Annotated in this window: 13 protein-coding genes; 1 reads left to right on the forward strand and 12 read right to left on the reverse strand. The window is 56.1% G+C overall.

Annotated features, from left to right (window positions below):
* The 12 genes from rfbC to C4520_03925 all read right to left on the reverse strand — a co-directional run bounded on the left by rfbC (position 1) and on the right by C4520_03925 (position 12,205).
* Positions 1 to 534 (reverse strand): dTDP-4-dehydrorhamnose 3,5-epimerase, encoded by a 534-nt coding sequence (gene rfbC / locus C4520_03870; GenBank protein ID RJP24572.1) that lies wholly within the window; start codon positions 532 to 534, stop codon positions 1 to 3.
* A complete protein-coding gene (locus C4520_03875) occupies positions 531 to 1,757 on the reverse strand; it encodes a class I SAM-dependent methyltransferase (protein ID RJP24573.1) in 1,227 nt (408 codons plus the stop codon). Before C4520_03875 ends, rfbC begins: the two co-directional genes overlap by 4 nt.
* Positions 1,754 to 2,755 carry an NAD-dependent epimerase/dehydratase family protein gene (locus C4520_03880; protein RJP24574.1) on the reverse strand — a complete coding sequence of 334 codons (1,002 nt, stop codon included), beginning with the start codon at positions 2,753 to 2,755 and terminating at the stop codon, positions 1,754 to 1,756. Before C4520_03880 ends, C4520_03875 begins: the two co-directional genes overlap by 4 nt.
* Positions 2,746 to 3,516: a glucose-1-phosphate cytidylyltransferase gene (gene rfbF / locus C4520_03885; GenBank protein RJP24575.1), complete on the reverse strand. Its 771-nt coding sequence runs from the start codon at positions 3,514 to 3,516 to the stop codon at positions 2,746 to 2,748. Before rfbF ends, C4520_03880 begins: the two co-directional genes overlap by 10 nt.
* 103 nt (positions 3,517 to 3,619) lie before the next feature.
* A complete protein-coding gene (locus C4520_03890; protein ID RJP24576.1) occupies positions 3,620 to 4,711 on the reverse strand; it encodes a glycosyltransferase family 1 protein in 1,092 nt (363 codons plus the stop codon).
* The gene (locus C4520_03895) at positions 4,708 to 5,952 is read right to left on the reverse strand and encodes a glycosyltransferase family 1 protein (GenBank protein RJP24577.1); all 1,245 of its coding nucleotides are present in this window, start codon (positions 5,950 to 5,952) and stop codon (positions 4,708 to 4,710) included. The genes C4520_03890 and C4520_03895 overlap by 4 nt, the downstream gene beginning before the upstream one ends.
* Position 5,953: 1 nt before the next feature.
* Positions 5,954 to 7,111 carry a glycosyltransferase family 1 protein gene (locus C4520_03900; protein RJP24578.1) on the reverse strand — a complete coding sequence of 386 codons (1,158 nt, stop codon included), beginning with the start codon at positions 7,109 to 7,111 and terminating at the stop codon, positions 5,954 to 5,956.
* Positions 7,080 to 8,810: a hypothetical protein gene (locus C4520_03905; GenBank protein RJP24579.1), complete on the reverse strand. Its 1,731-nt coding sequence runs from the start codon at positions 8,808 to 8,810 to the stop codon at positions 7,080 to 7,082. The genes C4520_03900 and C4520_03905 overlap by 32 nt, the downstream gene beginning before the upstream one ends.
* Before the next feature lie 52 nt (positions 8,811 to 8,862).
* Positions 8,863 to 9,621, reverse strand: coding sequence for a glycosyltransferase family 2 protein (locus tag C4520_03910; GenBank protein ID RJP24580.1), 759 nt, complete (start codon positions 9,619 to 9,621; stop codon positions 8,863 to 8,865).
* Positions 9,622 to 9,781: 160 nt separating this feature from the next.
* Positions 9,782 to 10,459: a fructose-6-phosphate aldolase gene (gene fsa, locus C4520_03915; protein ID RJP24581.1), complete on the reverse strand. Its 678-nt coding sequence runs from the start codon at positions 10,457 to 10,459 to the stop codon at positions 9,782 to 9,784.
* 41 nt (positions 10,460 to 10,500) lie between these two features.
* On the reverse strand, positions 10,501 to 11,334 hold the full coding sequence (locus tag C4520_03920) for a 3-deoxy-8-phosphooctulonate synthase (protein ID RJP24582.1): 834 nt from the start codon (positions 11,332 to 11,334) through the stop codon (positions 10,501 to 10,503).
* 4 nt (positions 11,335 to 11,338) lie between these two features.
* The gene (locus C4520_03925) at positions 11,339 to 12,205 is read right to left on the reverse strand and encodes a hypothetical protein (GenBank protein RJP24583.1); all 867 of its coding nucleotides are present in this window, start codon (positions 12,203 to 12,205) and stop codon (positions 11,339 to 11,341) included.
* Between the two features lie 397 nt (positions 12,206 to 12,602).
* Here C4520_03925 and C4520_03930 point away from each other — a divergent pair, with 397 nt between their 5' ends.
* Positions 12,603 to 12,803: a cold-shock protein gene (locus C4520_03930; GenBank protein RJP24584.1), complete on the forward strand. Its 201-nt coding sequence runs from the start codon at positions 12,603 to 12,605 to the stop codon at positions 12,801 to 12,803.
* Positions 12,804 to 12,964 lie beyond the last annotated feature (161 nt).

The following is a 12,964-nucleotide window of genomic DNA, read 5'->3' on the forward strand; positions in this document are numbered from 1 at the left end:
TTAAATTACAAAATCCGGATATTCCCGATCTCTGCCCAAAATGATCCGCTCTTGCGCGGCCGGCCACTGAATGCCGAAAGCCGGATCATCCCATCGTACACCCGACGCGAGGTCCGGCGCGTATTGTCCCGACATCTGGTAGAGCACCTCGGTGTCATCCTTCAGCGTCTGGAACCCGTGAGCGAATCCTTCGGGCACATACAGCATTGTTCTGTTTTCGGCTGTCAGCTCGGCCGCTGTCCACTGCTTGAAGGTTTTTGATTCCGGCCGCAGATCGATGATCACGTCGTAGATCGCGCCCATCGTGCAGCGAACCAGTTTCGCCTGCTCGTACGGCGCGGTCTGAAAATGCATGCCCCGCAGCGTGTTCTTCTTCTTGTTGAACGAGATGCTGCAATCGCTCAGGCGCGGGTTCAATCCCCTCGCCTCGAATTCCTTCGGACTGTACATTCTGGCGAAGAAGCCCCGCACGTCCTCAAATCGTTCGGGTTCGACAACAAAAGCGCCGGCCAGCTTTGTTTCCTTCAATATCACAAAACCCTCACTTCCGGCACGGGAATAATGAACCTGCCGCCCCGCCGCCTGTATTCCGATTGCTGTCGCAGGATCTCATCGGCAAAATTCCAAGTCAGGAGGAGCACGTAATCCGGCACCTCCTCCAGAAGTTTTTCGGGCGCATATATGGGCAGGTGCACGCCCGGCATGTGGCGCCCCTGCTTGTAGGTGCTGCGATCGACGACGAAATCGATCAGCTTGCGCCCGATTCCGCAGTAGTTGAGCAGCGTGCTTCCCTTTGCCGCGGCGCCGTAAGCGGCTATCCGCTTGCCCGACCGTTTCAACCCCGAGAGGATATCAACCAGGTCTGTCTTCAGTTTTCCCACCCGATCGGCAAAGGCGGCGTAAAACGCTTCATGCGAGATTCCCCGCTCGGCCTCCTGCCGGAGCAATTCGTCAACGACTGCGCCCTGCGGCGAATTCTTCGCCAGGAAGAGGCGAAGCGACCCTCCATGAATCGGCATTCTTTCCACATGAACGACGCTGAGATCATGCGGCCTGAATAGATTGACCAGCGAGGTCAGCGAAAAATAGCACAAATGTTCATGGTAAATGGTGTCGAATTCGCAATGCTCGATCAGATCGACAAGATAGGGCGCCTCGATGACGGCGACGCCTCCATCCTTGAGAAGCAGTTTTATGCCCCGCACGAACCCCTTCAAATCGGCCGCATGAGCGAGCACATTATGTGCGTGGATGACGTCCGCCTGCTTGCCGTCTTCCCGAAGCGAGCGGGCGAGGTCTTCCCCGAAGAACTCGCACACGGTCGGTATCCCGCGCTCCTCCCGCGCGACGCGGGCTACGTTTACCGCAGGCTCTATTCCGAGCGTCCGAATCTTTTTGCGGTGGTAGTACTGCAGCAGGTACCCGTCATTGCTCGCGATCTCCACAACGAGACTCTTCCCATCGAGCCGCCGCTTTTCGATCAATCCCTCCACTAATTGTTCCGCGTGTTTCAGCATCGTGTCCGAAAAGGAAGAGAAGTACAGGTATTCGCGAAACAGAAGATCGGGCGGAACGGTTTCCGTTAACTGAACGAGCGAACACACCGGGCAAAAAGCGAGTTCGAGCGGGTATTCGGGTTCCGGCCTGTTCAACTGTTCATCGTCGAGCAGTGCGTTGGCAAGCGGCGTCCGCCCCAGCGAGAGGATAACCTCTAACGAGGGGCTGTCACACGATCGGCAAACTTCTATGCTGCTCATGCGCGCGTTCCCAGAAAATCTCGATACCAGTTAATAGTCCGCTTGAGCCCCTCTTCGAGACTGAAGGAAGGCCGCCAGCCGAATGTCTTGCGGGCCTTCTCGGCGTTCAGGAACTGCTCGCGTATCTCATTCACGGCTTCGTTGCGGATGTCCGGCTCGAGCGAGGATTCCATAAGCATCATGATTTTTTTGACGAGATCGAGCACCGTTACCGGCGTCTCATTCGAAAAGTTGAACGCTTCGCCGTATAACCGTTCGTCCGCCGCCAGCCGCTCCGCCAGCAGCAGGTAGGCCTCGGCGCCGTCCTCGACATAAAAATAGTCCCTGACGTACTTGCCGTCGGACCGGATCACCGGACGCTTGCCTCGGAGGACCGATCGGATGGTCCCGGGTATTATGCGATTCCAGTTAAGGTCTCCTTCTCCATAGAAATTGCCGCAGCGCGTTATTGCGACGGGAAGCCGGTATGTCTTCGCATAGGACTGCGCGATCAGGTCGGCGCACGATTTGCTGACGTCGTACGGGTGCGTTCCCTTGAGCGGGCAGGTCTCGTTGTACGGCAGGTGATCGTTCGCTCCGTATGCCTTGTCTGACGAGGCGAGCACTATCTGTTTTATGGTGGGACTGCGCCGGGCGGCCTCCAGCAGATTCCACGTGCCGGCGATATTCGCTTCAAAGGTTGATATGGGATTTCTGTTTGCAATCCCGACGATAGTCTGAGCCGCAAGATGAATGATGGTGTCGATTTCGTATTCGCCCATGATTCGTTCGAGCAGTTTCCGGTCAGTCACGTCGCCGCGAACGACCTTGACTTTCTCCATCAGACTGCTTCGCACGAATTCGCTTTGCGGAACCCAGTCGCGCACAAGGCAGACCGCGTCCGCCTTCAAATCGAGCAGCTTTCGGGTAAGACAACTGCCCACAAGGCCGGAGGCGCCGGTCACGAGGACGGTTCGATCCAGCCACCACTGTTCTCGACCGCTGCCGTTCATTGCCATACTCTCCATGGCGGGTTTCCATTTTCCCAAAGGCTGCGCAAAAGTCGCAGGTCGCGCATGGTGTCCATGCACTGCCAGAAACTGTTGTGGCGGTAGGCCGCAAGCTCGCCGTCCGCGGCCAGGCGCTCGAGCAAATCGGCTTCAAGGCTGGTGTTGTCGCCCTCGAAATACCTGAAGATTTCGGGTTCGAAGACCAGAAAGCCTCCGTTGATCCAGCCCTCGCCGATTTGCGGTTTCTCGGTGAACTCGGCCACCAGGTCGCCGTTAAAAATCAAGCCGCCGAAACGGGCTGGCGGACGCACCGCCGTCACGGTTGCGAGTTTTCCCTTCGCTTTGTGGAACTGCGCGAGCGCGGCCAGATCGATATCGCTCACGCCGTCGCCGTAAGTCACCATGAACGTGCCGCCTCTCAAAAACTGCTCCAGCCGTTTTACTCTGCCTCCGGTCAGCGTGTTCAGGCCCGTGTCAACGAGATGGATAGTCCAATCTTCGGAGTTGTTTCCATGGGTCTCGAGGTTGCCGCTGCGCAGGTTGATGGTCATGTCGCCGGAAAGCGTGTAGTAATCGAGGAAATACCGCTTGATGAAATCCCCTTTGTACCCGAGGGCGATGAAAAACTCATTCATGCCGTAGTGGCCGTAATGCTTCATGATGTGCCACAGGATGGGACGGCCGCCTACTTCCACCATTGGCTTTGGTTTGATTTCGGTCTCTTCGACCAGCCGCGTCCCGAAACCGCCGGCAAGAATCACGACCTTCATTCCGTCATCACCTCAATCGCCGAATCTTTCCAACCAAATTAATTCTTGCGAGCCTGTAGCTTTCAGTTCTATTTTTCTATTCCCTGTTTGCCGCGTGTAGGTATCAGAATTCGCGAATCGCGCGGTAGACGGCAAGAGTGGCCCTCGCCGTTTCCCGCCAATCGGCGGTCTGCATTAGCAATACCGAATTACCGGATTCCTGACGCACTTCGTACGGCCGGCTCAGGACATCAACTATCTTCTCCGCTATCGCTCCCTCCGAGCGGGGATTCGCTCGTACGGTATCGGCGCCTCCTATCTCGTTCATTGAGGATACATCCGACGTCACGACGGGTGTCCCGCACGCGAGCGCCTCGAGTATGGGCAGTCCAAAACCCTCATAGAGGGTCGTGAAAAGCAGCAATTTCGCTCCGCTGTACAGCGCCGGCAGATCCTCGTCCGGAACATAGCCGGTCAGCAGGATTTGATCGGAGCACCCATTTTCGTTCAGATAGCGTATCACGTCCTCGTGTCCATGCGAGAGTTTGCCCGCCGCCACGAATTGCAGGTCTTCGCCCAACCGCTCTCTCGCCGACCGAAAGGCTTTGAACATGCGCAAGAGGTTTTTCCGCTTCGAGATTTCGCCCACATGGAGAAGGTAATCGGCTCGAATTCCATACTTCTTTTTGATTCGCTCGATTTCCTCTTCGGTCCGGGGGAAGAACTGCTCGTCCACGCCGTGATATACAACGTGGGTCTTCGGCTCAGCCTCCGGAAAAAAGCGAATGAAATCCTGCCGCGTGCTTTCGGAAACGCAGATAATGCCGTCGGCCCTCTCAGCGATATCCCGATATCGCGCAATCTTCTTTTTCCGAAACCTCTCATCGGCGAACTCGTCGGAAACCAGTGAGAACAGGTCGTGGATGGTAACGATCAGCTTCGGACCACGAATTTCTGGCAGCCGCGCATCCAGTCCGTGAAACACGTCAATGCCGCGGCCCCGGAAAAAGGGCTCCTGGAAAAATTTAACTTTCGTCGTTCTTTTCCGCGGCCGGTAAAAGTTCGCCCTCCTCTTCCATCGGGACAGGCGGTAATACACGACATACTCGTTGTCATCATCGAGCGCCTCGAGATTCTCAATCAGACGAGTGATGTATTTGGCCACTCCTGTTTTCTGCTCGATGGCGGCGGAGCTGGCGTCGATAGCGATCCTCATTTGACCTTTACGCTCCCTAACGGCTTTCGAACCGATTCCAGCGCGTTTTCATACACCCGAAGTGTCTTTCGAGCGAACACCTCGGCGCTGAATTCGCGCTCCACCCGTCTTCTGGCTGCCCTTCCCATCGACTCGCGCAACTCCTTCGAATCGAGCATGCGCTTGATGCCGGCTCGCAAAGCGGCCGAATCGTGCGGCGGAACCAGATAACCGGTTGTCCCGTCCTCGACGATCTCCTTCAGCCCTCCGTAGCTCGAGCAGACCACCGGCTTCTCCATCGCCATCATTTCCTTTACCGCATATGACGACGTATCGATCCCGATCGAAGGATGAACGCCTATATCGAAGACGGAGATCAATTCCCTCATGTCCAGGCGATGTCCGAGAAAATTCACCCGGTGAGCGATTCCCAGTTGCCGGCACATTTCCTCCAGATTCTCACGTTCTCTGCCGAAACCGACAGCGAGGATTCGAACGTTTTTGTACTCTCCTTTTATCAACGGAGCCGCCGCCTCGAAAAGATACTTGTGCCCCTTGTCCCAGTCCAACCGCCCAACGATGCCGATGACAAAGTCGGCGGGCGTTATCTGAAACTCGTCCACTATCCGTCTGTCGGGCGGCATTGGACGAAAGGCCTCCAGTTCGACGCCATTATGGATCACATCTATATCGGTTCCATTGAACACCGGGGATTGTAAGAGCATTTCCTTCACGTAATGGCACACAGAAATAGTGCGGTGCGTGAGTTTCCGGTTCAGATAGCGATTGAAAACGCTGTCCCTTACCTCCTTGGTGCTGTGGCGCGTGCGAACGAGAGGCAGCTTTTCAGCGGAAAACAAGTTGGAAGCGGCCATCGTCCAGTGGTCTCTCGAGCCGCTGACATGAAGGACATCTATCCTGTTTTTTCTCTTCATGGATTCGAGTGCGGCGAGATCCAGGTAAAAGCTGACGGGCGAAAAACCTCGGTCAAACCGAAATATGTCGAAAACCTCTATAGAGTTTTTGGCGCATTCAATCGCGAGATGACTGGCAGGGGGACATGCCACGATCGGCCTGTGTCCGAGGGCCTGCAAGCCTTTTGAGAGGATAACCGTATAGACGGTATGTCCTCCTCCGTGACGATGGAAATCCGATATCAGAACGGTGAGAGCAGCCGCTTCCGCCTCCGTGCGGCGATCAAAATCTGTGCCGGGAGATTGCGTCACAGTCTGTTTGATTTGCTTTCCTGCGAGCACCTGCATTTCATTCACGACCCATTCGCCTTCCCAGATTCCTCATTTTCTCATAGATGTCCGCTATTTTCCGGGCCTGAAGATCCAGTCCCAACTTCTCGCGGGCCTTCTTTCGGGCCTGCTCGGACATCGAAGCGACCGTGTTTCGATCCCGCGCGAGATACCTGACGGCTGCGGCGAGGCTGTCCGGAGAATCCTCAATCACAAGTCCGTTCACGGCATGATCCACTATTTCCGGCAGCATCCCGCGCCTCGCGACTATGGCAGGGATGCCCATAGAGAGAGACTCTCTGACCGCCCGACATGTTCCATCGGTGCCGGGCATCAGAAAGATCAGAGAATCGAAACATGCGATAGTGTTGACATAATCCTGTCCCACGTGGTAGCCGGCAAACTTGACCTGGTTTTCGAGGCCCATCTCTCTGACCGGATCGACCGCGACCTGTTTCATGCGCGTGCCGCGGCCGACGATCAGGAGCTTCACCTGCGGGTCCGAGAGGGAAACGCTCTTCATTGCCTTCAGGATGACGTCGAACCGGCGGTGGGGCTGAATCCTCGCCACGACCCCGAGAACAAAATCCTGTTCAGACAATCCGAGGCGGGACCGAAAGTCCGCTGAAACGTTGGCTCGGTCGAAGCGGTCCGTGTCAACTGCGCCGGGGACTACCCAGATTCGCTCTTCGGGGAACCTGAACCCGGCGAGGACGTTCGCTTTCGCAGTCTCAGACGCCACCACGAGTCCATCGGTGCATTCATGCAACAAGTACCTGCCTCGCAAAGAAGATTTCATGCCTTCGCCGGAATAGCTGCTTCGCACGACGAGAAGGTTTCGATTCGCCTTGCGTGCTGCACGGCCGCCTATCAGATGGTCGTTATCAAGATGCGCGTGCACCATGTCGATCCGCGCATCCTGCAGGAACGAAGGCAGCTTTCTCATGTCGCGCAGATTGTGCCTGATGCTCATGTGCTTGCTCAGCCGAAAAGCGGTAATCGGTTCGAGACCTCTTTCGAGAGCCGCCTTCTCGACGCTGCTGCCGCCGCTGACATGGGGACGGCCGCAGGCAAACTGCACATCGTATCCCAGCGATCTCAAGGACGCGCAGAGATTTACCGCCGGCTCGGCGGGACCGGTGAGTTTAATGTTGCTGAAGAGATGAAGAATCTTCACCCCGGTTCCCCTCTGCCGCCCATTCCGCCCGCCGCTGCTGATCTGCCTTTCGCGCGCGCATCAATCTGCGTCGGCTGATCCGGCAAATACCGGCGACAACCACTTTATCTTTCAATGAAAGACTTTCTCTCTCGAAATATCTCATGTAGAATCTCAGTCTATCCGTCGCTGTCACGCAATCGGAAACGCCGGTCAGCTGCGCCAGGTTCTTGATGCGCCGCCGCAGAGACAAGCGCCTCGGAAACTGGATGCTGTCCAGATCGACAACGTAAAATGTATGGTCTCCGTCTGCTTTCGTTCCCACGAGGACATTCTTGGCAGACAAATCCTTGTGATACACTTTTCTGTCATGGAGGGCTCGAACAGATCGAGCGGTGGCTTCGATCAGCCGTCTTTTCCTTAAGAATTCATCCCTGTTCAGGCGGCCATCAAGCCGGAAATAGTTTCGAACCAGCAGTGTGTCAAGCTGGATCGAGTCCGGAAGCTCCCTCATGAGCAAATAGCTCTTGGTCAGGAAGCCGAAAGCGCGCTTTTCGGCCAGCGCAATGAGCTCGGCGCATGGGACCCCGAGCAGATTAAGACGGTGGCCGACCTTCCATGCCCTCTTCCCCTTGTGCGTATAAAAAAGGTCCTCCAGGAATTTTACGAATCCAATATTTAGGAATTCCTTCACGTATATTTTTTCGCTGCCTCCGCTTTCCATCGCAAACGCCGTGAGCGCCATCTTCGGGGTCGCCTTCACAAGACCGGGGCCTTCGGCAGAGGTAAGCTTCTCATGCCGATCGATTGCAGTCAGGACCGATCGCCCGTCAAACGACCGCTTCCTGTACAGCGTAAGATCCCCAAGCTTCTCCACCACGAAACCGCCGCTCGTTTTCAGGCATCTCTTGGATCGGCTTCGTATGTGGCGCTTGTATAACCAATCGGACCCTCTTTGGAGCCGTCGGAGCAAATTGAGTGTCGCCTTCTCATCCGCTTCCGGATCGTAGCCGTGAAGGATTTCAAGCAGTTGAGGCTCGGTCAAGATATCTCTCAAAGAAAAGACCAGCTTTGTCAGATCGGCGAGTCGCCGGCGACGCAAGACCGAATCGGCCGCTCCGGCGGCATGAAGGTCCACGAGCCAGATTTTTTTCTCCGGTTCCGGGCCGACAAGAAGGTTTCCCGCATGAAGGTCCGGATGCCAAAAACCGAGCGAATGCATTCGGCCAATCAATTCCCCGAGCGACCTCAGGACCTGTTTGACGGTTGTGGGATCGCCGGCCGAATTGACGACAAATGAATTGAATGCCTCACATTCCGGCAGTGCCCGCTGAAGGAGAATGCAACTGGTAACAAGTCCCCGCGAGCGTTTTTCGCCATATCCATACGGCTCGGCCACCGGCAGGCCGGCCTCGAACATTCGGCAGCCCATGCTCCATTCAGCATGCGCTTTCGAGCGCCTGACAAGACTCTTTATTCTTTCAGCCCGCCTCCTGTGTTTATGGACCTTGATGAAAACTTCCGGCGAATCCTCCGGGTAAATATACAGGTCGCGGAGAAACTTTTGCTTGATCACGCGCAAATGAGGCCGCTTGTCAGCAAATATGGCTGGAATGACTTTCTCCCTGACCGTTTGCACGATTCCGGACTTGACTATCCAATGATGGCCCAGCAGCTCGAATTCATCATATCGTTCTAACGGCATATTTTCGATTCGCAAGCGATGCGGCCGGATCCAAGGCGCACCCGCTTTTTATCGCGGCGAGACATTGCTAGGAATGCTTTCTCTCCCAGAATTTGACGTAGCGCGCAAAAACCGTGAATCCAGACATGGCCGCAACGATCAAGCCGGGCATGCCGTCCAAAAAGCCGGCCTTGAGTACGTACGATTTCAGAAATCTGAGCGGCGGTCGGGTCAGCATCGAAAACAGCGGAAATGATGCCTCCGACTTTATCTGGTTATGCGCATAAATGTCTGTGTACGAATCAAGCCGCCGCAGATGATCGGAGAAACTCGCCATCGAGTAGTGCAAGAGCTTTCCGTTCAGCCGGGCCGTCCTTCCTTCGACAATCACGCTCATGTGCGGATCATCATTAACGTATTTGCCCGAGCTCTTGCGGAACAGCCTGAGCTTGTAATCGGGATACCACGCCCCGTGTCGAATCCAGCGTCCGAGGTAAAACGTCATGCGGGAGACATAGTAGCCGTCGTAATCCTGCGGGGCGCTGTTCGCGAATACCCGCCGAATATCTTCGGCGAGTTCCGGCGAGACCACCTCGTCGGCATCGATCCAGAACACCCACTCATGCGAAGTCAGCGAGACGGCATAGACATATTGATTCGTGTGCCCCGGCCACTCATGCTGATACACCTTGTCCGTGTACTCTCGGCAGATATCAACGGTCGCATCTTTGCTGAACGAATCAACAACGACGATCTCTTCGAAATCGCGCAGGCTCTCCAGGCAGCGCCGAATGTTCTTCTCTTCATTAAGGGTAATGACATATGCCGAAATCGGGAGTTTTGTCATGATTCATTTCGGGTCAGGTCAGTTCTGAATTTTGGGCTGAAAACCTGAAAATCAAGGGCCTCTTGCCCAACCCGTTGCTTCTCTTTTTCTGATCGCCAGATGGTGCAGACCCTGGATTCCTGCTCCCGGATCGGAGTCCGGGACAAAACCAGTCGCTCAATCATCGGACGGTCGACTTTTCCCGAACTCCTGCTTTGAACTTCTTCGCGTCCTGAAGGAACAGCTCGATGCCCTTGTCCGTCAGCGGATGGCGCTCCATCATCTCAAGCACCTTCGGCGGAATCGTCAGGATGTCCGCCCCCATCAGGCACGCGTCGATGACGTGGATCGGATGGCGGATGCTGGCGACGATGACTTCGGTCTCGATTGCCGGATAATTGCCGTAGATGTCGACGATTTGGGCGACCAGGTCCATCCCGTCGGTGCTGATGTCATCCAGCCGGCCCACGAACGGGCTGACGTATGAGGCGCCCGCCTTTGCCGCCAAAATCGCCTGGGTTGCCGAGAAAATGAGGGTAACGTTGGTCTTGATCCCTTCATCGGCGAGGATCTTTACCGCTTTGAGCCCCTCTTTCATCATGGGGATCTTTATGACAATGTTATCGGCCCAGGCCGCGATTCCGCGCGCCTCTTTCACCATGCCGTCGCTGTCGAGGCTGAGAACCTCCGCGTTTACCGGCCGGCCCTCGACCACTTTGCAGATTTCCTTGATTATGCGCTCCGGGTCATCGCCCTCTTTGGATACAAGCGACGGATTGGTGGTAACACCATCGACGATCCCGAGCGCCATCGCCTCCTTGATCGCCTTTACATTGGCCGTATCAACAAAAATTTTCATTCTCCCTTTCTCCCCTTTGGTTCAGGTATATCCTTTCTTCTTCAAGCCAACTTCCGCTTTCGCACTACCTCCGCAATCTCGAGGGCCTGCTCCATCAACGCCTGCATTTCCGCGAGAGGGATCATGCTGGCGGCATCGCACTTGGCGCTCATCGGCGCGGGATGGCATTCAAGGAACAGCGCGTTGCTGCCCGCCGCCACGCCGGCCCGCATCAGATGCGGCACATACTCCGGCTTGCCGCCCCGCGGGTCCTTGCTCGGCAGTCCGTACACGCGCACGATGTGCGTCGCGTCGAACACCACCGGAAACCCGAGCGCCTGCATGACCGGAATCGAGCAGATATCGCTAACCAGATTGTTGTAACCGAAGCAGCTCCCGCGCTCGGTCAATAGTATCTGGTTGTTGCCGGTGCTCAAGATCTTGCCGACTGCGCTCGACATGCCGTCGGGCGCGATGAATTGCCCCTTCTTCACGTTTACCGGCTTGCCCGCCGCCCCGGCCTTCAAGAGAAGGCTGGTCTGCTGGCACAGATATGCGGGTATCTGCAGCACGTCGAGATATTCGGCCGCGACGTCGATATCGCTCAGCCGGTGCACGTCGGATAGCACCGGAAGCCCGAATTCCCGCTTGACCTTCTTGAGCGTCTTGCAGCCTTCGATCACGCCGGGCCCGATATAGGACTTCTCCGAGCCGCGATTATCCTTCTCATAAGACGACTTGAAAATGACCGGAACACTGAGCCTGTCGCGCAGGCCTGCCAGAAACCGGGCGGTCTCGAAGGTAATGCTCTCTTCCTCTAGCACGCACGGCCCTGCGATCAGCGCGAGCGGCCGCCCGTGGCCGATCACGATATCGCCAACTCTTACATCTTGCATCGCATTATACCTTCAACAAGTCCGAAAGCCGCCACTTCAGCCGCCACAGCGGCAACATCTTCTTTATATCCTGCAACAAGTCTTCTTCCGCCGTCTGCGAGGCGGCGGCATATGCATGAACGAACCGCAGCAGGTCCGTGCGAGTGATCACCCGCCTGCGCTGGTTTATCTTCTGGACCGACCGATACAGCCTCAGCAGGTTCATCCGTTTTCTATATTCCGGCAGCGGAACATGGATAGCGGCGCCGTCAAGATCGAGAAGGTAAAGTTGCTCGCCCGATTTGAGGATATTCTTCAGATGCAGGTCTGCATGGTAGATGCCGGCCGCGTGCATCCGCGCTATCAGCCGGCCGAGCGAGCTGATGCAGCGCCTTTTCTCTCCGATCGCCTGCCGGTCGTCGGGCGCATATGCCAGGGCCTCTTCCCGCAGGTCGACCCCCGGAGTGATCTGTCGCGTCGCGAGAGCGCCGCGGTAAGTGAACGGACCGGTCCTCTGAACGACGGCTGCCACTATCTCCGGCGTCGGCACTCCCGCCGCGCGCGCATATTCGGAAATCATCAGTTCTCTGAACGGGCGCGCGCGCCCGATGCGCGCAAACGAATCCTTTAGGAGACGGCCCAGGATGCCGCCTCGCAGGTATCGCCTGATCAGCGCGGGCTCCGAGTCGTCCGCAGCGAGCGCCATCGAGATCAAAAAACCCCTCCCCCTTTGCCCGAGCGGATGCGGCTCCGGCGGGTCGGATAACTTGAAACCGGAGAAAACATCTGCATAGCGGCTCATCACCGCGATAGACGTGTCTCCGGCTTGAATCGCGCTGTAACCCGCTGGCAGATCAAACTCCTTCATCAGCGGCCGTAATCCCGGCCCCACCCCCGCTGAAAAATCGTCTCCACTCCTTTTCTGCCAATCGTACCACTTTTGAGCATGAATTTCAATTAAATTTAGATCATTTAACTGCGCGTGCCGCCTGCAATTTCAGCATGCGGCCGCGACTTCACCATGCACCTGCGGTCGATTATGCGACTCGTGTTTGAGCAGGCAAGAACTTGCCAACCTTCTCCTAATCTTGCAGGGCCAGACGCCACTGCTCGCTTCGGTCGGATTTGACAAACCGGCCGGAGTGTGCTATTCTATCATCCAGAGTAAGGCTCTTATAAGCAAAAACGAATAGCATTCGGTTTAGGTCCGTGAGAGTTTTGATGCGCTCTTGCGGGCCTTTTTTGTTTCTCTGAACCCTATTCAATCCACGAAAAGGAGGTGGAACAGCATGGCAGAAGGAACCGTAAAGTGGTTTAACGACCGCAAGGGTTTTGGGTTTATTACTCAGGACAATGGCCCGGATGTCTTTGTGCACCATGAGGCGATTAAAGGAAACGGCTTCAAATCACTCGCAGAGAACGACCGCGTCCGTTTTGACACCGTGAAAAGCCCGAAAGGCCTGAAAGCAGAAAACGTCGAGAAACTGTAACCCGCACGTATTTATTCTGCACATAGACCCCGCATCGAGCGATTGATGCGGGGTTTTTTGCATGGTGTGCCCGGCAGGGCGCACTCACTTGAAGGTGCAAGTCCTTTGCAGGCCCGACAGGGGGAACTGCTAGCCGGACGGCAAGGGTGTCCATCGCGAGA

This window comes from Candidatus Abyssobacteria bacterium SURF_5 (assembly GCA_003598085.1).
Taxonomy (GTDB): Bacteria; Abyssobacteria; SURF-5; order SURF-5; family SURF-5; genus SURF-5.

Excerpts from the sequence above, each read along its gene's own strand:
- C4520_03875 (RJP24573.1), bottom strand. The coding sequence starts at position 1,757 with ATGAGCAGCATAGAAGTTTGCCGATCGTGTGACAGCCCCTCGTTAGAG.
- C4520_03880 (RJP24574.1), bottom strand. The coding sequence starts at position 2,755 with ATGGCAATGAACGGCAGCGGTCGAGAACAGTGGTGGCTGGATCGAACC.
- rfbF (RJP24575.1), bottom strand. The coding sequence starts at position 3,516 with ATGAAGGTCGTGATTCTTGCCGGCGGTTTCGGGACGCGGCTGGTCGAA.
- C4520_03890 (RJP24576.1), bottom strand. The coding sequence starts at position 4,711 with ATGAGGATCGCTATCGACGCCAGCTCCGCCGCCATCGAGCAGAAAACA.
- C4520_03895 (RJP24577.1), bottom strand. The coding sequence starts at position 5,952 with ATGCAGGTGCTCGCAGGAAAGCAAATCAAACAGACTGTGACGCAATCT.
- C4520_03910 (RJP24580.1), bottom strand. The coding sequence starts at position 9,621 with ATGACAAAACTCCCGATTTCGGCATATGTCATTACCCTTAATGAAGAG.
- fsa (RJP24581.1), bottom strand. The coding sequence starts at position 10,459 with ATGAAAATTTTTGTTGATACGGCCAATGTAAAGGCGATCAAGGAGGCG.
- C4520_03920 (RJP24582.1), bottom strand. The coding sequence starts at position 11,334 with ATGCAAGATGTAAGAGTTGGCGATATCGTGATCGGCCACGGGCGGCCG.
- C4520_03930 (RJP24584.1), top strand. The coding sequence starts at position 12,603 with ATGGCAGAAGGAACCGTAAAGTGGTTTAACGACCGCAAGGGTTTTGGG.